This window comes from Ignatzschineria sp. LJL83 (assembly GCF_054871845.1).
In genome coordinates this window covers 143119-166086 of sequence record NZ_JBTXLY010000004.1, presented here as the reverse complement: position 1 = coordinate 166086, position 22968 = coordinate 143119, and the positions used below count along the sequence as shown (strand labels likewise).

Below are 22968 nucleotides of genomic sequence, written 5' to 3'. Positions count from 1 at the left end.
AGCGCTATGGTACCACCTGATCCCATCCCGAACTCAGAAGTGAAACGTAGCTGCGCCGATGGTAGTGTGGGAGATCCCATGTGAGAGTAGGTCACCCCCAGGGTTTAATTTGAGAAGCCTCTAGTTCGAATGGACTAGAGGCTTTTTCTTTGTCTTGAGAAAAATGAGGAAATGGGAAAAAGAGAAAGTAGATCAAAGCAAAACAGGATAAAAGGAATATTAAACAATATTCATAAGTACTCAATCTCATTTCAGAATCTATTCGAAAATTTACTTTAGAAAAATTCATATTTTATTGTCATTTCGTTGTAATAATTAACGTCTATTCTAATGGCAGACAAAAATCCGTTAAGAGGAATAATACGTTATAAAGTAGCGAATTATTCTCTAGAAAACGGCACACTTAAATATAGACATTAATGAGATAGTAATAAGGAAGTAAGAATGAAAAAAGTAGAAGCAGTGATTTTTGATTGGGCGGGAACAGTAGTAGATTTTGGTTCTTTTGCACCTACCCAAATTTTTGTAGATGCTTTTAAAAGTGCTTATGATTTTGATATTTCCTTAGCTGAATCTCGCGGTCCTATGGGAATCGGGAAGATCGATCATATTAGAACTCTCCTACAAGATCCGATTATCAAAGCTCGTTGGGTGGAACAATTTGGTACTGAGCCAACTGAGAAAGAAGTCAAAGATATCTATGATACTTTTATGCCACTACAGATTGAGGCAGTTGTAAACTTTGCAGAACCTTTGGAAGGTGTTGTTGATCTTGTAACAAACTTAAAAGAGCAGGGTATCAAAATTGGATCTTGTTCCGGTTACCCTACGCCTGTAATGGCGGCATTAGTACCGGCATCGGCAGGTTATGGTTATAAACCGGATTGTGTTGTTGCGAGTGATGAAATTGCCGCCGGCTCAAGACCAGGACCTTGGATGGCGCTAAAAAATGTGATTGAGTTAGGCGTGATGGATGTGGCAAATTGCGTGAAAGTTGACGATGCGGTTGCGGGAATGCATGAAGGTTTAAATGCTGGCATGTGGACTGTGGGAATATCTGTATCGGGAAATGAGTTTGGCGCTACTTTTGATGAGTATAAAAATATGTCGGAATCAGAAGTTGATGAGCGTAAAAAAGTTGCTGTTGAAAAGCTTTCTAATGCCGGCGCACATTATGTGATTGATACGGTGGTTGATCTCCCGGAAGTATTGAGTGATATTGAACGCCGATTAAATGCCGGCGAACGCCCATAGAGCGTTACGATAAAATATCCCATTATTGATAGATATCCTAAAAGCATAGACTTAATATTCTATGCTTTTTTATTGAGTATTGATTCATGATATCTTGAGAAGCATTCATCAATATTTTTGGAGGAGAAGATGATTGATAAAAAAACTTCAGAGGCGATTATGAATGAAGAGATCGAAGATGCACATCATTCTTTAATTCAAAATTTTAGAGAGGCTGAGAAATACTTAAAAAATACAGATATTACTCCCTGTGATTCTTTATTTGAAGATCGTAATTTACAAAAAGCAAAAGAAGCCTTTGGTCGTTGTGAAGCTATTTTAAATAGAGCAGACTTTAAAGTTGAAAAGTTGTCTTTAAAAAATGTTCGTCGATTACAAGACTTGGAATTAAACTTTAATGATCGCTTAACCGTATTGATTGGTGAAAACTCCACGGGGAAAACGACCGTTTGTGAAAGCCTGACGAAAGTTCTGTCTTGGGTTTTAGTTGCAATTAAACGGGAAAAAAATGAAGGGATTACCTTAACTGATGATGATATTAAAACAGGTACCAAGCGTGCAGAAGTAGGGATTGATCTGAAACTAGACTCCCACAACTTTATTCATTTTTCATTAGCACATAGTTTTCAAGATCGGGGGATAGAGGAACCTTCCAATTTATTACAGCTTCAAGAGTATGCGAAGATTATACGAGAGTGTATTACCGTCAATGGATGCGCGGTCACTTTGCCTTTGTTTATATTTTACGGAGTGAATCGTTCTAATTTTGTGCGTGGCGCTCGCAAAATCTATCTCAATAGAATGAAAGCTTATGATGATGCCTTAGACGATCAGGTTCGTATTTCTGACATGATTGAATGGTTTATTACGTTAGAGAATTTATCGAAGCAAGAAAATGGGACAGAGCTTCGAGATTTAGAGCAATTTAAAGCGCTGTTAGAAAAAACATTAGCGGAATTTTTGCATGAATATGCCGGTGCTGATGAATTAAAACAAGCACTTCTAGAAGATGCTCTTCAGGGTTTAAGAACGAAATTAAAAGATGCCGAAGAACAAATTATTGTGTTGCAGAGTAAGCCTTTTTCGACAGCTCAAAAATTGAAACAACTTGTAGATGAAACAGTGCGGGATTTGATTCCTAATGCAACGGGTATTTTTGTGGATCGATCTACAGGAAAAGATCGAGTTGTTCTCAATATCTACGGGGAATACCATGATATTCAGCATTTGTCACATGGTCAGCGCTCCATTTTATTTATGGTCATAGATCTGCTGTCTCGCTTAGATATATTAAATCCCCATTTAGAGGATCCAAGAACAAGTCCTGGAGTTGTGATTATTGATGAGATTGAACTACATCTTCATCCTAATTGGCAACAGACGATTATTGATTCTCTTTTGAAAATTTTCCCAAATATGCAATTTATTATTACAACGCATAGCCCGCAAGTGATTTCTACGGTTCATAAAAATCAGATTCGTTTTTTGAAAAGTGATCCTAAAACCCATCAAATTAAAGTGCATGAACCGAGTTTTCAAACGAGAGGATTATCGGCGGATAATATCTTATTGAGAATTTTGAATATTGCCGAAGTGCCGGATATTTTAGAGCAAAGACAATATCAAGAGCTTGAAAAACTGATTGAAAATGAGCTCGATGATAGCGAGGAAGGGCAGATGTTATATCAAATATTAGAAAAACATTTCGGCAGTAATAGTATTGAAATGGAGAAGATCTATCATTTGAAGAAACTTCAAGGAATGAAAAGCCGATTACGCCAGAGAAGAAAAGATCGCGGAAAAGATCAAGAATAGGAGCGGTTAATGAGAAAATTAACAAGACCTAAGAAAGCGCCGAAATGTATTCAAAGAGCTCAAGCGAATGGCGCAACGAATTGGGAACGCCTGCGTGGAACGGATCGCCGAGAGATCTGGGATAAAATTAATGAAATGCAATTTATGCTCTGTGCTTATTGTGAAAGCCCTTTTACGAAAGAAGATAGTCATATCGAGCATCTCTATCCTCGTTCAAAATATGAAGGATTAACATTTGAATGGAAGAATCTATTTGGTTCTTGCAACAATGAATATACTTGCGGAATCTACAAAGATAGTGCGAGAAATCCTCATGAAGTCGATCATGAATTATTAATTAAGCCCGATCAAGATGATCCAAAACGATATTTTCGTTACTATAAAAATGGACGAGTTTCCGCACGTTCAGGATTAACGGATGAAGAATATTGGCGAGCAAAGGAAACGATAAAAGCGTTTAATCTGAATAAAAATAGTTTGGCACGATTGCGTGAACGGCATTTAGAACCCTTGAAGCAACTAGAAGAGGAGTTTATTCTCTGGTGCGATATGTGCGATGATGATCCGGAACTTTTGGATGAACTTGAATATGAGATTCGAGTATTACTTTCAGAACAGATTGATACGGCATATCAATCAATTAAACAGCATTATATTCGTTATTATCTAGATCTGCTTGGGCTTGTGAATGGTTCTGAAGAGCGTTATGTTGTGTAGTCATTCAGTTTTTAATCATGATGGTATTTTCACAGCGATCACTGTTCTATTCCTAAATTATGATGAGATTGAACAGTAGATATTCTAATAATAGATACTCCCTTAGTTATTAATTTGTTGTTATAAAGGAAAAATATGATTCAAAGAATTAATCCTGGCGCAAGAATGTCTGATGCCGTTATTTATCAAAATACTGTTTATTACACCGCCATTCCTACTAATATTGAGAACGATATTTATCTACAGATGCAGAGCACGCTAGCGGATATTGACCAGATGCTCAAAAGCGTAGGTACAGATAAATCTAAAATTTTAGATGTAACAATTTTCTTAGTGAGTAGTTTAGATTTAGAAGGCATGAATCGAGCGTGGGATGAGTGGGTAGATTCTGAAAATGCGCCCGTTCGTTGTACGGTTCAAGCAGGTTTAATGAGTTCCGATTGGAAAGTGGAGATAAAAGTTGTGGCTGGGAGGTAAATTTATTTAGTATTTTATATTTAATTTCAAATAATATTATATCTATAGACTTAATCATTATAATTCCCGTATAATACCGCCTCAAAAGGTTAATAGTGTTTATAACCTATTGTATTTTAATGTGAAATTGTATGAGGGAAAAATATAAAATGAAGAAAGAATTAGGCGCATTTGATTGGTTTTTAGCGGCATTTAAGCCATATGCTAACTTTAACGGACGCACACAAAGACGTGGATATTGGTATTTTTACCTTTTTTATCTCATTATTGGCGTTGTTTGTAATGTAATCGATATTTTTGTTGCGCCGATTTTAGGATTTCCTATATTTACGGTTGTATTTTTATTAGGGGCAATTATCCCTTTCCTCGCTGTAAGTATTAGAAGATTGCATGATATTGGTAAATCAGGTTGGTGGTTATTACTGATATTCGTACCATTTGGAGCAATTGTTTTAATTGTATGGTATGCAACAGTAAGTACGCCACAAGATAACCAATATGGTCCTTATGTAGAATAATCCCTACTGGCTGATAGAATTAATTAACTCATTGAGTAAAAGCAGATCTTACGCAGATCTGCTTTTTTATTCGGCGGATTTAATGGTTTTTTCAAGAAAAAGATCATACAAAGAATTCATTCGGGTACAAGAATGCCGTGCGCCAATTTGATATATGATTTGAACAGGATTAATGCATTTTGATTAAAAAAATGGGGATAAAAGTAGTCGCAACTTTATAATATAATTCCAAATGATAGAGCGCTCTCCAATATCTTGAAAAGTTAAATCATTATTCTAAATATTGTCTTTATTATTTTTTATCTCATACGTATAATGCGCAAATGTTAATTTAATAAAATTGACATATCTTTTCATTGATAATTAATAGACACGATATAAGGACAAACACATGGAAGTGAATAAAGATCTTGGTGCATTTGATTGGTTTTTAGCGGCATTTAAACCATATGCTAATTTTGAAGGACGTACACAAAGAAGAGGATATTGGTATTTTTACCTTTTCTATCTCATTATCGGTATTGTACTCGGAGTTGTAGATATATTTGTTTCAAAAATCATTGGATTTGACTTATTCTCGACAATTTTTGGTTTAGGAACGATTATCCCATTTTTAGCATTAGGTGCGAGAAGATTACACGATATTGGTAAGTCAGGTTGGTGGCAGTTGATTGCGTTAATTCCATTAATCGGTGGGATTATCTTAATCGTATGGTTTGCAACAGCAAGTACACCACAAGATAACCAATATGGTCCTTATGTAGAATAAGTATTATTGAAAGAATATATCAGCAAATATATCTGCTGATATTTCATAGACTGATATATTTTACGGATAAGAAAAAGCAGATCGATATAAGATCTGCTTTTTTATTGTTAATACATTGTATTTAAGAAATTGTATTGAAACGTTTTACAGAAAAGATTATCGAATTAATAATAGAATTTTAATTCGATATCTCTGAATCACGAGTGTTTCTTATTCTTCATCATTCTCTTCTAGAATAATTTCTACTTCTTCCGTAACTTCTACAACCGTTTCGAGGGCTTCCTCTGATCCGGTAACAGCTTCAGCCATGATTTCTTCAGCATCGCAATCTTCTAAATTAGGATCACAATCGGCATCGCCTTCTTCAATGCGTGACATTCCCACTAACGTATCGCCTTCATCTAAACGGATTAAACGAACGCCTTGTGTATTTCGACCTAAGATAGAAACTTCATTCACAGCGGTTCTCACCAATACACCGTTACAAGAGATCAACATCACTTCATCATTCTCTTCCACAATAGAAGCGCCGATGATTTGACCATTACGTTCAGATGTTTGAATACCGATCACGCCTTTTCCGCCACGATTACGTTTTGCGAAATCAGCAATTGCCGTACGTTTTCCGTAACCATTTTCGGTGGCAATGAGTACAACGCCATCATCTACCGCAAGCATCATTGAGATAACATGTTGATCTTCAACAAGAGTAATCCCTTTCACACCACGAGATCCACGGCCGGTTGCACGAACGCCATCTTCATTAAAGCGGTTCACAAGTCCTGTATTTGTGAAGAGCATAATATCATTGTCGCCATTGGTGATTTCTGTACCAATGAGTTCATCGCCTTCATCAAGATTTACGGCAATTAAACCGCTCGAACGTTGGCTCTGGAAACTAGAGAGAATCGTTTTCTTCACAACTCCGTATTTAGTTGCCATAAAGATATAACGATCATCATAGCTATCGACTGGAAGCATCGACGTAATGCGCTCATCAGCTTCAAGCGGTAATAGATTGATAATCGGACGACCACTTGCACCGCGGCCCGCTTCCGGCAATTCAAAGGCACGTAACCAATATACTCGACCGTAAGAAGAGAAGCACATAAGCTGCGCATGCGTGCTCACAACCATGAGATGTTCAACGATATCTTCATCCACAACACGAGCAGCAGATTTACCTCGGCCACCACGGCGCTGTGCACGATATTCATCGAGTTTTTGATATTTAATATAACCACGACGAGAAAGCGTCACAACCACATCTTCTTCGGCGATTAAATCTTCAAGGTTAATATCTTCAGCAGCTTCACGGATTTCTGTACGGCGTTCATCACCAAAATCTGCACGAATTGCCACAAGTTCTTCTTCGATCACTTCACGTAAACGATCTGGATTTGTCAAAATCTCAATGAGTTCACGGATTGTGTCTAGCAAACCTTTATATTCATCGAGAATCTTATCTTGCTCTAAGCCTGTTAAGCGTTGTAAACGCATATCAAGGATTGCTTGCGCTTGCTCTTCAGAAAGCTTGTATTCGCCATCAATTAAGCCCACATTGCCTAAGTTGTCCGGCGTTGTTTTGAGTTCAGCTGCTCTTGCTAGCATTGCCGAAACTTCGCCCGGCGCCCAATTGCGTTCAAGCATGCGCTCTTTCGCTTCAGCACCTGTTGCGGATGTTCTGATGAGTTGAATCATCTCATCGATATTGGCAAGTGCAACCGTTAAACCTTCTAATAGATGTGCACGGCTTCTTGCGCGTTTTAAATCAAAGATTGTACGGCGAGTCACAACTTCACGGCGGTGAAGAAGGAATGCTTCGAGGACTTCTTTGAGGTTTAGGAGTTTTGGCTGACCACGATCGATGGCAACCATATTGATCCCAAAGCTCGATTGTAATGCCGTATGTTTATAGAGCTGATTGAGGATCACTTCGCCCATTTCACCACGGCGAAGCTCGATAACAATTCGCATGCCATCTTTATCAGATTCATCACGTAAGCCATCTGGCGCAATGCCTTCAATCACTTTTTCACGATAGAGTTCTACGATTCTTTCGATCAAACGAGCTTTGTTGACTTGATAAGGAATTTCCGTAATCACGATTACATCACGACCACGTTTTTCATCGTGCTCGATTTCCGCTCTCGCACGCATTACAACGCGGCCACGGCCTGTGTGATATGCTTCACGAATACCGCGCGTACCATTAATAATGCCGGCAGTTGGGAAATCAGGAGCGGGAATAAATTCCATGAGTTCATCAATCGTCAATTCTCCATTATGAAGAAGTGCTAATGATGCATCGATTGTTTCCGTAAGGTTATGCGGTGGAATGTTCGTTGCCATTCCTACGGCAATTCCGGATGAACCATTGACTAAAAGATTCGGAATTCGTGTTGGAAGTACCGAAGGTTCTGTTTCTGATTCATCGTAGTTTGGTGTGAAATCAACCGTTTCTTTGTCGATATCTTGTAATAATGCTTCGGCGATTTTACTCATACGAACTTCGGTATAACGCATTGCCGCAGCTGAGTCGCCGTCAATGGAGCCGAAGTTTCCTTGTCCATCAATAAGCATATAACGAAGCGAGAAGTCTTGTGCCATTCGCACAACAGAATCGTAAATTGCTGAGTCACCGTGCGGGTGATATTTCCCCATCACATCCCCAACGATACGAGCAGACTTCTTATAAGGCTTATTCCAATGATTGTTCGTTTGATTCATTGAGTGAAGAATTCGGCGATGAACGGGTTTTAATCCATCTCGCACATCTGGAAGTGCACGTCCGACGATGACGCTCATTGCATAATCAAGATAGGAGCTTCGCATCTCCTCTTCTAAACTAATCGGGACAATCTCTTTGGCAAAATCACTCATTGAACCAACCTTTTTGATGACAATTATTATAAGTATAAACAGCTGTGAATTATAACATAATTTGTCGAATTAATCCCCAGATTAAGGAAGTAAATCAAAGGAAATACCTTATCTCTGGCGCTTTTTCATTGTAAAAAAGGGTTTAGAAAGAATGCCGAAAATATTTGCCTGAAATTTAACAGGGATTTGTATGGTTTTGGGAGGGATTTTAAAGCTTCAATCATGACGAAACTAGATGATGCAATAATCTATATAAAGAGTTATGAAAGGAGTTGCGAAAGGGATATGGAAATAGAACCCGAAAAGGAACCGTGAAAATCTGTTTTGAATGTGGAAAATGAAGAATTTTTAGCGCGTTTTGATGCGGTTTTGTTAAAAAAATAGAGAATTTATCGGCATTTTTAGAGAAGATTTAGCAGAAATCTTATAAAAAATGATTGTAAAAATAGCCGGTTAGGATTGATGTGATGGAAATAGTGAGAAATCGGGAAAGTTGTACTACAATGGAACGTCTCAGTCGATCAATCCTTGCAGGAAAATGAACATCATGATCTTTCAAACCTTGAAAAAAATATTGGTATTACTTCCCGTAATGGTATTGATAGCGGGCTGTGGACAAACGGGCGCGCTTTACATTGCTAATAGTGAAGCTGAGCACAACGATGGGCACTTTATGACAAGTTATAAAAAAGATGAAAATTGATCAGGTTCTTTTAACAGAAGTAGCAGAGCAGTTCGCAACGCCGCTCTATATCTATTCCGCAGAGCAAATCTTAAGCAACTACAACGCTTATCATCAAGGTTTTGGGGATTATCCACACTTGATCTGTTATGCCGTGAAAGCAAACAGTAATTTATCAATTTTAAAACTGTTAGCAGAAGCGGGATCAGGATTTGATATCGTTTCTCGTGGTGAACTCAAACGTGTGCTTGCTGCCGGCGGTGATCCGAAAAAAGTCGTCTATTCTGGCGTTGGAAAGCGTGAAGCAGATATTGAATTTGCACTCAAAGCCGGCATTGGCTGCTTTAATATTGAATCTGTTGCCGAAGTTTACATGCTCAATCGTGTTGCGACAAAACTCGGCGTGAAAGCATCAGTTTCTCTTCGTATTAATCCGAATGTGGATGCAAAAACCCATCCTTATATCTCTACAGGTTTAAAAGAGAATAAGTTTGGAATTGGCATGGATGATGCGCTTCCGATGTACCGTGAAATGGCAAGAATGCCGGCATTAGAGATTCACGGCATTGATTTTCACATCGGTTCACAGCTTACAAATATCGAACCTTATGCCGAAGCATTAGATTTAACGTTGGCATTGATTGATGAATTATCTGAGCTCGGCATTCACTTGAAGCATCTGGATATGGGCGGCGGTTTAGGCATTCGTTATGAAGATGAAACCTTGATTGATCCTGCCGTTTGGATTGCACAAGCGATTGAAAAAATCGGTGATCGTGGGCTTAAAATCTTGATTGAACCAGGTCGTTCTATTGTAGGAGATGCCGGCGTTTTGGTCACACAAGTGATCTTAACGAAAGAGAATGAAGGCAAGAACTTTGCGATTGTGGATGCGGCGATGAATGATCTTATTCGTCCGGCTCTTTATAGTTCGTGGATGAATATTATTAATCTTGATGATGATTCTGAAAGCGAAGTGAAAAATTACGATATCGTGGGTCCGATTTGTGAAACCGGCGATTTCTTAGGAAAAGATCGTGAACTGGCGCTCACTTCCGGCGATTACTTAGCAGTTACTCATGCCGGCGCTTATGGATTTACGATGGCCTCAAACTATAACTCTCGTGGCAGAGCGGCTGAAGTATTGTTGGAAGCCGGAAAAGCGAGACTCATTCGTGAAAGAGAAACAGAAGAATCTCTCTATGCGAATGAAACCGCATATCTATAATATTTTCTGGTAAGGCTTGGAATATTATTACGAAATAGAATTGCAGAAAGATCCCAAAGCGATTGGTGCTTTGGGATTTTGCTTTAAAAATAGAGCGAAATCATTCGCCACAAAAATACGCTAGGAAACAAACATGTTGAAACTATCCGATTACGATTATCATCTTCCCGAAGAACTTATTGCGCAATTCCCGCCGAAAGTGCGTGGCACTTCAAGGTTATTAGTGCCGCATGATGGCGCATTGAGTGATCATACGTTTGAAGATTTAATCGATTATCTAAATGTCGGCGATCGTATCATCATCAATAATACCCGCGTATTGCCGGCAAGATTATTCGGTAGCAAAGAAACCGGTGGTAAAGTGGAAATTATGGTGGAGCGTTTAGTGAGCGAAACAGAAGTGTTAGCGCAAATTAAAGCAAGCAAAGCCTTAAAAGAAGGGCAACAAGTCTATATTAACGATGTTCCGATGTTAGAGATGGTTTCACGTGATGAAGCGTTCTTTTTGCTTCGCACCATTGATGGTTCTCCCATCGCAAAAGTATTGGAAGCACATGGTCATTTACCTCTTCCACCGTACATTACTCGAAGCGATGAAGAGCTCGATCAATCTCGTTATCAAACGGTTTTCAATAAAGAAGAAGGTGCGGTTGCGGCGCCAACTGCCGGCTTACACTTTACGGAAGAATTTTTAGAGAAAGTAAAAGCAAAAGGCATTGATGTGACGGAAATCACGCTTCATGTAGGAGCGGGAACATTCCAGCCGATTCGTCATGAAGATCTTAATGAACATCAAATGCATAAAGAGTGGATTTCAGTGCCGCAATCGGCGGTAGATGAGATTAATGCCACGAAACAAAATGGTGGACGAGTGATTGCCATTGGAACTACTGCGGTAAGAGCGCTTGAATCTGCGGGGCTTTCCGGTGAACTCAAATCATTTACCGGCGATACCAATATCTTTATTAAGCCGGGCTTTAAATTTAACGTGATTGATGGTTTATTAACGAATTTCCATTTGCCAAAATCCACATTATTAGTGCTCGTTTCCACTTTAATGGGCAAAGCACGCATGGAAGAAGTGTATCAACATGCCGTGAATGAGAAATATCGCTTCTTTAGTTACGGCGATAGTATGTTATTGGTGCCGGCATTAGATGGTAATCAGAATCGTCAAGATGACTGTCATCACGATCGTAATCACGGATAATTGAGGAGTTAATCGTGGCAAAAAATCTCTCTCTGCAAGATGCAAAAACTCTTTCTCTCTCCTCTTTAGGCGGGGCGCTGGAGTTTTATGACTTCATTGTCTTTTTAACGTTTGCATCCACTTTGAAAGTGCTCTTTTTCCCAGCGGAATCAGAGCTTATCGCCACGATTATGACTTACTTAACATATGCGATTGCCTACTTTGTGCGGCCGATTAGTGGAATTATTCTTTCTCACTTCGGCGATTTAATTGGGCGAAAGAAAGTCTTTATGTTTTCGCTCTTCATGATGGCAATTCCAACCCTTTGCATCGGATTATTACCAACATTTGAATCAATCGGATATTTAGCGCCGGCATTATTACTACTGATGCGCGTTCTGCAAGGCGTTGCATTAGGCGGGGAAGTGCCGAGCGCTCATGTATTTGTGACAGAACATGTGCCGAGAAACCGCTTTGGGTTCGCTAATAGCGCCATCGCTGCGGGATTGACCTTCGGCGTTTTAATCGGGCATTTTGTGTCAACGATGATGAGTATTAGTTTTTCGGCTGAAGAAACGCTCTCATATGCTTGGAGAATTCCGTTTATTTTGGGCGGTATTTTAGGATTATTAGCTGTTTATCTACGCCGATATTTAAAAGAAACGCCGGTATTTTTAGAGATGCAGAAGAAGAAAGCCCTTCACGCCGGCACGCCCATGCGCACGATTTTAAAAGATTTCCGTCCGCAAGCATTTATCGCAACATTAAGTACCTGGCTTCTCATTACTGGCGTGGTATTAGTCTTACTTGCGCCGAATTTAATGAAATCCGATATGTTCGGCATGAATGCGGGATTTGTCAATAGAGCAGCGCTTGTAGCCACTTTTATGAATATCATTGGTAGTTTATGCGCCGGCATTTTAGTTGATCGCTTTGGGCTTCGGAAAACCCTCTTTGGCTTTGCGGCATTATTAGCAATTACAAGCTTCATCTTCTTTAGTGCATTAGGTAGCGAAAATCTCTCAAAAATCGGACTTTTATATGCAATCGCTTCCTTCTTTTTAGGAATCGTCGCTTGTGTGCCGATGATCATCATTCGCCTTTTCCCGGCAGATATTCGTTTAACAGGAATGGGGTTTTCTTACAATATCGGCAATGCCATTTTTGCGGGATTGACAACCTTTTTAGTACCGATCATCGCCGAGCAATTTCATCCGATGTTTATCGCTTACTACATCTTATTCTTATGCGCACTCGGCATTTTCTTAAGTATCTATCTTGGAAGTAAGCGTTTACCGAGCTATATCTGATTCTTGAAATGATTGCAGAAGTTCTGATTTTTAATCTATAAAAATTTTAAATTAGATTTGGTTTTAAACTCTCCTTGTGGAACAATAGAGACAGATTTTTAATTTTAGATAAAGGCACAAAATGATAGACAATGATGGCTTTCGAGCAAACGTTGGAATCATATTGTGTAATCAAAATCAGCAGCTTTTCTGGGGTCATCGCATTGGTCAATTAGATGCTTGGCAGTTTCCACAAGGTGGAATCGATCCGGATGAAACACCAGAAGATGCGATGTATAGAGAACTTTATGAGGAAGTTGGATTACGCCCTGAACATATTAAGATTTTAGGTCGAACAGAACGTTGGTTACGTTATCGTTTACCACAAAATTTGATTCGACGAAATCCTACAAGCGAGCGCACATGTATCGGCCAAAAACAGGTCTGGTTCATGCTTGAATTTGTAGGCGATGAAGATGATTTTAATCTGAATGCGGTTAACCAACCTGAATTTGATCTCTATAAATGGGTTGATTATTGGTTACCACTGCGCGATGTGATTCATTTTAAACGTAAAGTATATGATAAAGCGCTGACAGAACTTGCTCCTTTAATCTTTGAAGAGCAGATGCCAAAAAAGCCAAAAGAGCTTCGCTCAAGACGGCGACATTCTCTCTTTAGAATGAAAACGCGTAGTAGTTCTACGAAAGAGAAGAAAGGACGTAAACTCATCGTCAATGAAGAAAGTAGTATGAGTAGTAAAAAAAGCACGTTTTAGACGTGCTTTTTTCATGTTCCAACATTCCCAATGTTCCAATATCTTTAATGTTCCGATGTTTTAATATTCCAAGATTGATATTCAGATTAATGATCATTGATCTGAACACTGGGTTTGATCATGAAGTTTAGGAAATCCAACCATTGTGCTTTTGAATACGAAGTGCCGTAATGCTCATAATGACGCCGCGAAGGAACATGAAGAGTAGGAAGGTGATCCATAAGCCATTATTTTGTAGTGGTAAAAGTAAAAAGCCCATAGGAAGCGCACATAAAAATGCGAGAAGCATTGCATTTCGCATCTCTTTGGCTTTTGTGGCACCGATGAAAAGTCCATCAAGCAGATAGCTCCAAACACTAATAATCGGTAGCAGAGTGAGATAAGGAATCAGCGGATAAGCGGTGGATCTCACTTCGGGAATATCGGAAATAAGATCGATAAAATTTCGGCCAAAGAGAGAGAAAGCGATCATAAATAGGAGGCTAATGAATAGCGCCCAACCGCCGGCAATGATCATAATGGAAAAGAGATTCTCGCTATGTTTTTCGCCAATGGCTTTGCCGGTTAGCGCTTCAATGGCATGTGCAAACCCATCTAACAGATACGCCATGATGAGTAATCCATTGAGAATAATCATATTGGCAGCAACGGTATTTCCGCCCAATCTTGTGCCTTGAATGGTCACGAGGAAGAAGACAAAGTGCAGGATTAAACTTCGAATAAAAATATCCCGATTCACAAATAGTAGCGGTTTCCAATTGCGCCATTTTTTCAGCGGATGAAATTGCCAATTGCCGGCACTTTTCTTTAAAGTGCTCGGCAAAAAGGATAATCCAATGATTAAACCAACCCATTCTGCGATCACTGCCGCTTTGGCAACGCCCACCATTCCCATCTCTAATTGCAAAATAAATAGGAGCGTTAAACAGATATTGACAACATTTGTTGCGATCAGCATATAGAAAGGAATGCGTGCCGTTTGCATGCCGAGAAACCAACCGATGAGCGCAAAGTTCATTAATGCCGCCGGAATGCCGAGTAAACGCCAATAGAAAAACTGAGAAGCGCCGGCGAGAAGCTCGGGAGAAGGTTTCATCACCATAAAGGCTACGTTAGAAATAGGAATGGCGAAGATCGCTAAAACAAACGCTAAACCGAGCGCAAGAAGTAAGCCTTGCAATAAGATTTGCCGAATTTTCATGCCATCTTGATTGCCGTAAGCTTGCGCCGTAAATCCTGTGGTTCCCATTCGCAGAAAGTTGAGAATCGCGACTAAAAAGAGATAAATACTGCTTCCAATTCCCACGCTCGCCATATCATCGGCATTGCTTAAATGGCCAACAATGATCGTATCTACGGTTCCGACAAGGGGAACGGAGATATTGGAAAGAATCATCGGTAGCGTTAATGCCCAAACTTTCTTTTGAAGAGAGAGATTGCGCCAAGCGGACAAGATAGAGACATTCATAGTTTAAAAGTCAGTTACTTAAAGTTGAAATAGATGGGTAGATTCGTCAATCTGAAAGCGTTGGAAATGATCAGTTTCTTGCAATTTTTTCGCAATATTATGAAATTCATCATGGGATTCTTGGCACAGATGTAAACATGAATCCACAAAGAAAACCACGGAGATAAATTTTAACTTTTGCCTTGAATCAATAAAATTCATCCCCACATACTGTAGCGTACTAAAGGATTATTGTACTATTTTGTTACTAAGATAATGTTATCAAGGCGATGAAATTGTACAAGAATTTAATAAATGATAACTATATGAGATTAACGAATCTTTTAATGAGGAACAAACTATGAAATTACGTCCATTACACGACAGAGTCATCATCAAACGTGAAGAAGAAGAGCTTAAAACTGCAGGCGGAATCGTGCTACCAGGTACAGCTACAGAAAAGCCATCACGTGGCGTTGTTATTGCAGTTGGTAACGGTAAAGTTTTAACAAACGGTGATGTAAAAGCGCTTGATGTTAAAGTTGGCGATAAAGTTCTTTTCGGTAAATTTTCAGGTTCTGAAGTTGAAATGGCTGGCGAAGAGCTTTTAGTGATGCGTGAAGACGAGATCATGGCTGTTATCGAAGCTTAATTTAAATTTAAGCTGAATCCATTTTTTGATTTAAAAAAGAGATGAGAAATTCTCATCTTTTAAAACAAATTACTAAGAAATACATTAGAAGGAATTATAGACATGGCAAAAGAAGTTCGTTTTGGCGAAGATGCTCGTAAAAAAATGGTTGCAGGGATTAACACACTTGCAAACGCAGTAAAAGTAACGCTTGGACCAAAAGGTCGTAACGTTGTTTTAGATAAAAGCTTTGGCGCACCTGTTGTGACTAAAGATGGTGTTTCTGTTGCGCGTGAAATCGAACTTGAAGACAAGTTTGAAAACATGGGTGCACAAATGGTGCGTGAAGTATCTTCAAAAACTGCAGATACAGCAGGTGACGGTACAACAACAGCAACAGTTTTAGCACAAGCAATCGTTCGTGAAGGAATGAAAGCAGTAGCAGCGGGCATGAACCCAATGGATATCAAACGTGGTATCGATAAAGCGGTTGCGGCAGCAGTTGAAGAGCTTCGTGCAATCTCTAAACCATGTGAAGATGACAAATCTATCGCACAAGTAGGAACGATTTCTGCAAACTCTGATAAAGAAGTAGGTGAAATCATCGCTGAAGCAATGAGAATTGTGGGTAAAGAAGGCGTTATCACAGTTGAAGAAGGTTCAGGTTTAGAGAACTCTTTAGAAACAGTTGAAGGGATGCAGTTTGATCGTGGTTACTTATCGCCATATTTCATCAACAACCAAGAATCAATGGCAGCAGAATTAGATGACCCATTCATTCTTCTTTGTGATAAAAAAATCAGCAATATCCGTGAAATGATTGCGGTATTAGAAGAAGTTGCGAAAGCAGGTCGTCCACTTTTAATCGTTGCGGAAGATGTTGAAGGCGAAGCGCTTGCAACATTAGTCATTAACAACATGCGTGGTATCGTAAAAGTTGCAGCGGTAAAAGCACCAGGATTTGGTGATCGCCGTAAAGCAATGCTTGAAGATATCGCAATCTTAACTGGCGGTACTGTTATTTCTGAAGAGCTTGGCATGAGCCTTGAGAAAGCAACTGTTGAAGATCTTGGTATTGCAAAACGTGTGGTAGTTGATAAAGAAACAACAACAATTGTTGATGGAAATGGTAACAAAGCAACAATTGATGCGCGTGTTACACAAATTCAACAACAAATCGAAGAAGCAACTTCTGAGTATGACAAAGAGAAGCTTCAAGAGCGTGTAGCGAAACTCGCTGGCGGTGTTGCGGTAATCCAAGTAGGTGCGGCAACTGAAGTTGAAATGAAAGAGAAAAAAGTACGTGTTGAAGATGCGCTTCATGCAACTCGTGCGGCAGTTGAAGAAGGGATCGTCCCTGGTGGTGGTGTTGCGCTCGTTCGTGCATTAACCCGTATCGCTGATCTTAAAGGCGACAATGCTGAGCAAGATGCAGGTATCCGTGTTGCACTTCGTGCAATGGAAGAGCCACTTCGTCAAATCGTAACAAACGCAGGCGAGCCAGCGGATGTTGTATTAAATGCGGTAAAAGAAGGTAAAACGGATTCATTCGGATACAACGCAGCAACTGGCGAGTACGGCGATATGGTTGAGATGGGAATTCTTGACCCAACTAAAGTAACTCGTTCAGCAATCCAAAACGCAGCATCTGTTGCATCACTCATTATTACAACTGAGTGCATGATCGCAGATCTTCCAGCTAAAGATGGCGGAATGCCAGATATGGGCGGAATGGGCGGCATGGGTGGAATGCCAGGCATGATGTAATCATAAGATGATTGTATAAATAATCATTTAACGAATAAAAGAGATATCATAATGAATGGTATCTCTTTTTTTATGGCTGGCTTTAGAGATGAGTGTAATTTAGAACGATTATGAATTCTATTTGAGTTTCTTAGGAGAAAGTTATATGAGTTTTTATAAATATATTGTCACGGGGTTAGTGATTTTAGGTCTATTTTTAAAGATTGGAATTTCGGATGAGCGTGATGGCTTTTACTATAAAGAAATAGTAGAGACAGCTGATTTATATGGGATATGGGGAACTACTGCAAATAATGAGGATGTAGTACTTTTAAATATATCTGTTCTGGGACGAAATGGGGAAGGATTAGATCTTTATATTTTAAAAGATAGTAAAGATAGTTTTAAGCTTAATCAGCGTTATCGCTGGGAGTTTCAGGAAGAAGAGCAGATCTACACCCAGCATATTCAAAAAATAACGATTACAACGAATGGAACTGTGGAAGAAGAATTTCCAAATAGTTCTAATAGTGCAAATATTCGTGTAATGATGTTAGATAACGATATTATAGGAATCACATTTGATGATGAAAGCGGAGAGAGCACCTCTTTATGGAAAATTCCCGAAGAACAATTTAAAGAAATTTTACATGAAATTGAGATGAGTGACGGCGTAGATCTATTTTAGGTTTATTAAGTTCTATTTTTTACGATGATAATGTCTGTTTTAGATTTTCATGTTTGATTCTATGATCTTTATAGAAAACAATTGATTTCCTAAATCGGAAATAAAAAAGAGTTTCAAAAAATGTTTTTGAAACTCTTTAAATCTTTGCGAATTTTAAAAATGATGGCTATTTAAACAGAGCGTTAGCGCTTAATGATATAACAGGGTTGATAATCGCTTCCCGGCAGTTTCATTCTCTGCTGTGCTACGAAATCTTGTAGGAGTTCATCAATCATTGTCATGAGTTCCGGATCTCCGGAGAGTTCAAAAGGACCATGTTCACGAATTGCTCGAACACCGGGCTCTTTTACATTGCCGGCAACAATGCCGGAGAATGCTTTACGGAGATTCGCTGCGAGCTTATCTTTTGGCTGATCTAAATGAAGATTCAGTTCTGCCATATTTTCATGAGTTGGAATAAAGGGCTTTTGGAAATCTGAAGGAATGGTTAAGAGCCAGTTATAGCAGTATGCATCGCCTCGTTGCTCTCGGCACTCTTTCACATGTGGCATAGAGATTTTCATTTTTTTCGCCACCGCAACAGGATCATCAATCACAATTTCATAGAGCTTTTGTGCTTCTTTTCCTAATGTCTTTTCCACAAATTGATCGAGCGTTCGGAAGTACTCTTCACTCTCTTTTGGTCCTGTTAAAATAAGTGGTAAGCAGACTTCTCTGTTTTCAGGAATGAGTAATAATCCTAAGATATAGAAGAATTCTTCAGCCGTTCCAACACCGCCAGGGAAGATGATTACGCCGTGACCTAATCGGATAAATGCTTCTAATCGTTTCTCAATATCCGACATCACGATGAGCTCATTCACTAATGGATTGGGCGGTTCTGCGGCGATGATGGAGGTTTCTGTAATGCCGATAAAACGGCTCTCTTTGTTCGATTGTCTTGCATGACCAACCGCCGCGCCACGCATCGGTGCTTCCATTGCGCCAGGACCGCAACCTGTACAGATATTCAGATGACGAACGCCGAGCTCTTGTCCAACGATATATCCATAATCATATTCTGTCTGATTGATGGAATGTCCGCCCCAGCAGACAATAATATTAGGATCTTGATCCGTTCTCAGCGCATCGGCATTTCGTAAAATCGAGAAGACAAAATCGGTCGTAAGTTCACTACGAGATTCTTTCGGTTCTTCCAGAAGCGCTTTGCTATTTCCATTGCGATAAGCGCGATTATAGTTCGATAAGGAATCGATAAAGAGCGTATCCCGTAAAACGGAAAAGAGATTTCGGCGAATCACATCCGTGAGTTTCCCATCCACAAATACATCTTGTGGCGGATTAAACAATCTGAGTTTTATGCCACGTTCTGTACGAATGAGCTCAATATCATAATCTTGATATTTATTGAAAATCGCATGGGGATCATCTGTTTTACTGCCGGTATTGAGAACCGCTAATGTACAGTTTCGAAAAAGCGGATAGAGATCGCCTTTAGCCGTTTTTTTTAAGATAGCACTTTCCGTATGAGAGATAAGATCCATAGAGCCTTTTGGCGGATAGATATCATATCGAATGCGATTGGGCATGAAATAAAACTCCTTACAAAAATGGGATGTGATGAATATGGGTCGATTATCTTTAGGCTTTATTTCTTCATTTTTGTAGATATTCATAATGAATATGAGTAATGAGAATAAAGCGAAACAACAAAATGATATCGAGTAAAATTTTTATTAAAAATCATCATAACATTAACGAAATAATATTCCTGAGAGATCCCGCTTATTTTCTTTGCGGCATTAGGTTCTTTAAGCATTAAAGAGCGCTTTTAGATAAGACGGCAATGTTCTTAATAACAGCATTAATTGCTGTAGAAAGATCGTCGTAATATTGTCATCAAGGCACTCTTTTTGATGTTGGAACTTAAAGATTTCTCGTTTGAGCGCACTATAATAGGGTTGATCAAACTTCCGAGTTTTTAGGGTGTGGAGAATAAAATCGGTCGTTTTATCGAGAAGCGCTAAGGCTTCCGGATTCTCAATTTTTTCACGATGTGCGCCGAGTCCTGATAAGTATCCTAAGAAAGTATTATTCAAACAGAGGTTTTTAAAAATGGCATTTAACTGTTCGCTATCCGGTTTTTTCAATGCAGAAAGGGTAGAGAAGAGCGAAGAGAGCTCGCTATCGGCTTCACTTGCTTTGGTGCGAGCGGAGAGATAAGCGAGATCATTATTTCTTCCTGTATGATATTGCCGGCGAATTTGTTCCAAATATTCACTATTTTGCTCGGCAACTTTGGCGTAGGTTTTGGGAATATTATGATACTTTCCATCTGGCAGAATGAAGCTTGCCGCAATCCATGCCACGATACAGCCGATGATGGTATCGATTAAACGCTCCGGCGCAATAAAGCCATAATCGTTAAGATTAAAACCGATCAGAATCATAATGGTAATGAGCGCTGTGGCAAAGGAGTAGCGCACAGCACTAAAGGCAAAGAAGAGCGTGCCACTTAAAATCACAATAAATGCTTGAAGGGATACCGAGGGCGAAAACTGTAGAAAAAGAATGGTCGCAATCACGCCGATAAATGTGCCGGAGAGCCGTTTGAGGATTCGGGATTTTGTGGCAATGGCATCGGGCCGACAGACAAAAATCGCGGTAAGCATAATCCAATAAATTCGAGTAGAGAGCTGATCGCCGGCAAGCAGATGCTGATTGCCGAGATTTAATCCCCAAATAATGAGATAACCTGCGCCCATGACAAAGCTCATGCGAACCGCATGCCGAAAAATTTCGGATTCTTTCGTGAGATTATTCCTGATTTTCTGTATCGCTTCGGTAAGCTTCTCTTTAAGCGTGAGCTTAAAATCTTTTGCCGGCAATAATTCTTTAAACCCTTTGGAAAGATCAATCTGCTCGCTGAGATCTTGCTCGGCAATCTTATTTTGCATCTTTAAAAAGAGCGCATTAATTTGTTCCAAGTTATGCAGTAAATTATTGAGCGAACGATAAATCTCTTTATCATGATTGCCGGCTTTTTTTAAGCGCAGAATCGTTTCGTTCAGGCGCATACTTAAACGGTTAAGATATTGCGGTTGTAGATATTCTTCTCGTTGCGTAATGCTATTGGCAACTTTCAGTGCCGTTTGTCCTTGAAGCATCATCAATCTTTGAAAGCGAAAGAGCAGGTCACTATAGAGGAATTTTTTATGAAGGAGTTCATATTCCACATGCACTGATGCGGCACGTTCATAGATCGTTTGTGCAATGAGATAGTAATTGAGGATTTCGGAAAAAGCATCTTGTCCTTGCTCATTCTGTAATCTGCGAATAATCGCACTACGAATTTGATCGAGCTTTGCGGTTAATGCTTTGCCGGAAATAGAGAGTTTCAGTTTTAATTCCTGAATACTTTCGCCTTCATCCGGATCAAAAAAACGAGATTTCAGTTCTAATAGTTCGGCAAGATCTTTGTAACATTCTGCAAGGGATTCCATCATCGTTCTTGCCGGAAAGAGTGCATGAAATAGAAGGGAAATAAGCTGATACCAAAGTGCGCCGATAATAAGAAGTAACGGCTGGATCAGCCAAAAGCGATCGGGCTCAAAGGTGAGCATGGTATATACCATCAATACTAAAGTGCCGAAACCAAGCGTGGCGTACTTTTCCCCTAAAGCACTGAGCATCATTAAGAAGCTCGTGCCAGCAACAACTAATAATAGAAATGCCAGTGGATAGGGAAATGCAATTTCTACTAATGTCGCGGCGATAAAAAATATCAGAAGCGTTACGCCACTATTTTTAATTCGACCTTTCAGATGATCATCTAAATCAGAAAGCGCAGCCGCAACAGCGCCGAGAATGGGCGGTAACTGTAACGATCCTGTAAGTAACATCGGCATAATGACAACGCCGGACATGACGATAAAGATTTTTGTACAGTAGAGCAGTAGATTGTTATGAAACGTTTTGGTGAATTGGGTTAAAGATAACATTCTAACGATCTCCCTATATGACGATGAGATGATGATTGAAACAGTACGGCGGAAAAAATATGAATGAAGATAGAAAACCTCTGAAACTATTAAATACTGATACTGATAACGCTATGAGTTTGTAACTGAATCGATATGTGAGTTGGATGAAAAATGAAACATGGTTTCAGGCGAAATATAGCCATTAAGGGGAATATCGCCTTCATAAGTATCGGAGATTTTTTCAATCGGTTCAAAGAAACCTACGCCGATTTTTTGAAGATGGGGATATTCTTGGAAAAACGTATCATAAAATCCTCCGCCGTAACCCACTCGAAACCCTTCTTGATCGCAGACTAACAGTGGCGTTAATACACAATCCATCGCATGCATCTCTTCTGTCGTTGCCGGTAAATAATCTATTGCCGGTTCTGGAATTCCCCAATTATTGGTCACTAAGGTTGTTTCCGGTAATAACGGAACATGCTCCATTTTTCCTTCCGATGTTACACGTGGAACATAGACAGAAATATTCTTTTCCCAAAGAATCGGCAGTAGGGAAGTGAGATCGACTTCATGATTCTCGGCAATCGGTAAAAACAGATGAATGCTCGAAATATTCGGAAGTATCGATTTGATGACTTGTTGGCAGATATTATGAGATCGTTCAGCAACCTCATTTGGGGTAAACGCTTTTCGTTTCGATAAGCTCAAAGTTCGAAGATCTGTTTTATGAGCAATCATGGGGAGTTGAGATGAATGAGGAATGTGAGAATCTGTCATTGTTGGATTGCCGGTATTTTGAGATGAGGAATTTAAGGGAGATAAAAATCATTATATAAAAAAACCTAAGAATAATTCTATTCTTAGGTTTCGT

18 protein-coding genes, 1 rRNA gene and 1 pseudogene are annotated in these 22968 nt (G+C 39.5%); 15 read left to right on the top strand and 5 right to left on the bottom strand.

Annotated elements, in window-relative coordinates; all coding sequences use genetic code 11:
- From rrf to ACYSN2_RS04310, 7 genes are all read left to right on the top strand, one after another.
- A 5S ribosomal RNA gene (rrf, locus tag ACYSN2_RS04340) occupies positions 1–103 on the top strand; the annotation flags it as partial.
- A 341-nt stretch (positions 104–444) separates the two neighbouring features.
- Complete coding sequence (phnX, locus tag ACYSN2_RS04335; RefSeq protein WP_461749030.1) at positions 445–1254, top strand: phosphonoacetaldehyde hydrolase; 810 nt, start codon at positions 445–447, stop codon at positions 1252–1254.
- A gap of 129 nt (positions 1255–1383) precedes the next feature.
- Positions 1384–3069: a retron Ec78 anti-phage system effector ATPase PtuA gene (gene ptuA / locus ACYSN2_RS04330; RefSeq protein ID WP_461749029.1), complete on the top strand. Its 1686-nt coding sequence runs from the start codon at positions 1384–1386 to the stop codon at positions 3067–3069.
- Positions 3070–3078: 9 nt separating this feature from the next.
- On the top strand, positions 3079–3786 hold the full coding sequence (gene ptuB, locus ACYSN2_RS04325; protein ID WP_461749028.1) for a retron Ec78 anti-phage system effector HNH endonuclease PtuB: 708 nt from the start codon (positions 3079–3081) through the stop codon (positions 3784–3786).
- Positions 3787–3921: 135 nt separating this feature from the next.
- Positions 3922–4263 carry a RidA family protein gene (locus ACYSN2_RS04320; RefSeq protein ID WP_461749027.1) on the top strand — a complete coding sequence of 114 codons (342 nt, stop codon included), beginning with the start codon at positions 3922–3924 and terminating at the stop codon, positions 4261–4263.
- Between the two features lie 149 nt (positions 4264–4412).
- Positions 4413–4781 (top strand): DUF805 domain-containing protein, encoded by a 369-nt coding sequence (locus ACYSN2_RS04315; protein WP_461749026.1) that lies wholly within the window; start codon positions 4413–4415, stop codon positions 4779–4781.
- A gap of 391 nt (positions 4782–5172) precedes the next feature.
- Positions 5173–5550 carry a DUF805 domain-containing protein gene (locus ACYSN2_RS04310; protein ID WP_461749025.1) on the top strand — a complete coding sequence of 126 codons (378 nt, stop codon included), beginning with the start codon at positions 5173–5175 and terminating at the stop codon, positions 5548–5550.
- 210 nt (positions 5551–5760) lie between these two features.
- Here ACYSN2_RS04310 and gyrA read toward each other — a convergent pair whose 3' ends face one another.
- Positions 5761–8433, bottom strand: coding sequence for a DNA gyrase subunit A (gene gyrA / locus ACYSN2_RS04305; protein WP_461749024.1), 2673 nt, complete (start codon positions 8431–8433; stop codon positions 5761–5763).
- A gap of 547 nt (positions 8434–8980) precedes the next feature.
- Between gyrA and lptM the strand changes: the two genes are divergently transcribed.
- From lptM to ACYSN2_RS04280, 5 genes and pseudogenes are all read left to right on the top strand, one after another.
- Complete coding sequence (lptM, locus tag ACYSN2_RS04300; protein ID WP_461749023.1) at positions 8981–9136, top strand: LPS translocon maturation chaperone LptM; 156 nt, start codon at positions 8981–8983, stop codon at positions 9134–9136.
- The gene (lysA, locus tag ACYSN2_RS04295; protein ID WP_461749022.1) at positions 9126–10343 is read left to right on the top strand and encodes a diaminopimelate decarboxylase; all 1218 of its coding nucleotides are present in this window, start codon (positions 9126–9128) and stop codon (positions 10341–10343) included. The genes lptM and lysA overlap by 11 nt, the downstream gene beginning before the upstream one ends.
- A 136-nt stretch (positions 10344–10479) precedes the next feature.
- The gene (gene queA, locus ACYSN2_RS04290; protein ID WP_461749034.1) at positions 10480–11553 is read left to right on the top strand and encodes a tRNA preQ1(34) S-adenosylmethionine ribosyltransferase-isomerase QueA; all 1074 of its coding nucleotides are present in this window, start codon (positions 10480–10482) and stop codon (positions 11551–11553) included.
- 14 nt (positions 11554–11567) lie between these two features.
- Complete coding sequence (locus ACYSN2_RS04285; protein WP_461749021.1) at positions 11568–12842, top strand: MFS transporter; 1275 nt, start codon at positions 11568–11570, stop codon at positions 12840–12842.
- A 121-nt stretch (positions 12843–12963) separates the two neighbouring features.
- A pseudogene (locus tag ACYSN2_RS04280) lies at positions 12964–13482 on the top strand (RNA pyrophosphohydrolase); the annotation flags it as partial.
- 244 nt (positions 13483–13726) lie between these two features.
- On the opposite strand, the gene ACYSN2_RS04275 reads toward ACYSN2_RS04280, so the two are convergent.
- Positions 13727–15067: an MATE family efflux transporter gene (locus tag ACYSN2_RS04275; protein WP_461749020.1), complete on the bottom strand. Its 1341-nt coding sequence runs from the start codon at positions 15065–15067 to the stop codon at positions 13727–13729.
- Positions 15068–15407: 340 nt separating this feature from the next.
- Here ACYSN2_RS04275 and ACYSN2_RS04270 point away from each other — a divergent pair, with 340 nt between their 5' ends.
- The 3 genes from ACYSN2_RS04270 to ACYSN2_RS04260 all read left to right on the top strand — a co-directional run bounded on the left by ACYSN2_RS04270 (position 15408) and on the right by ACYSN2_RS04260 (position 18111).
- A complete protein-coding gene (locus ACYSN2_RS04270) occupies positions 15408–15698 on the top strand; it encodes a co-chaperone GroES (RefSeq protein WP_461749019.1) in 291 nt (96 codons plus the stop codon).
- A gap of 102 nt (positions 15699–15800) precedes the next feature.
- Positions 15801–17444, top strand: a complete 1644-nt coding sequence (gene groL, locus ACYSN2_RS04265) for a chaperonin GroEL (RefSeq protein ID WP_461749018.1) — start codon at positions 15801–15803, stop codon at positions 17442–17444.
- 145 nt (positions 17445–17589) lie between these two features.
- Entirely contained in the window at positions 17590–18111 is a 522-nt protein-coding gene (locus ACYSN2_RS04260; RefSeq protein WP_461749017.1) for a hypothetical protein, read from the top strand.
- A gap of 182 nt (positions 18112–18293) precedes the next feature.
- On the opposite strand, the gene ppnN is transcribed toward ACYSN2_RS04260, so the two are convergent.
- The 3 genes from ppnN to ACYSN2_RS04245 all read right to left on the bottom strand — a co-directional run bounded on the left by ppnN (position 18294) and on the right by ACYSN2_RS04245 (position 22874).
- On the bottom strand, positions 18294–19700 hold the full coding sequence (gene ppnN, locus ACYSN2_RS04255) for a nucleotide 5'-monophosphate nucleosidase PpnN (RefSeq protein WP_461749016.1): 1407 nt from the start codon (positions 19698–19700) through the stop codon (positions 18294–18296).
- 222 nt (positions 19701–19922) lie between these two features.
- A complete protein-coding gene (yccS, locus tag ACYSN2_RS04250) occupies positions 19923–22112 on the bottom strand; it encodes a YccS family putative transporter (RefSeq protein ID WP_461749015.1) in 2190 nt (729 codons plus the stop codon).
- Positions 22113–22223: 111 nt separating this feature from the next.
- Positions 22224–22874: a 5-formyltetrahydrofolate cyclo-ligase gene (locus ACYSN2_RS04245; RefSeq protein WP_461749014.1), complete on the bottom strand. Its 651-nt coding sequence runs from the start codon at positions 22872–22874 to the stop codon at positions 22224–22226.
- Between the last annotated feature and the right edge of the window lie 94 nt (positions 22875–22968).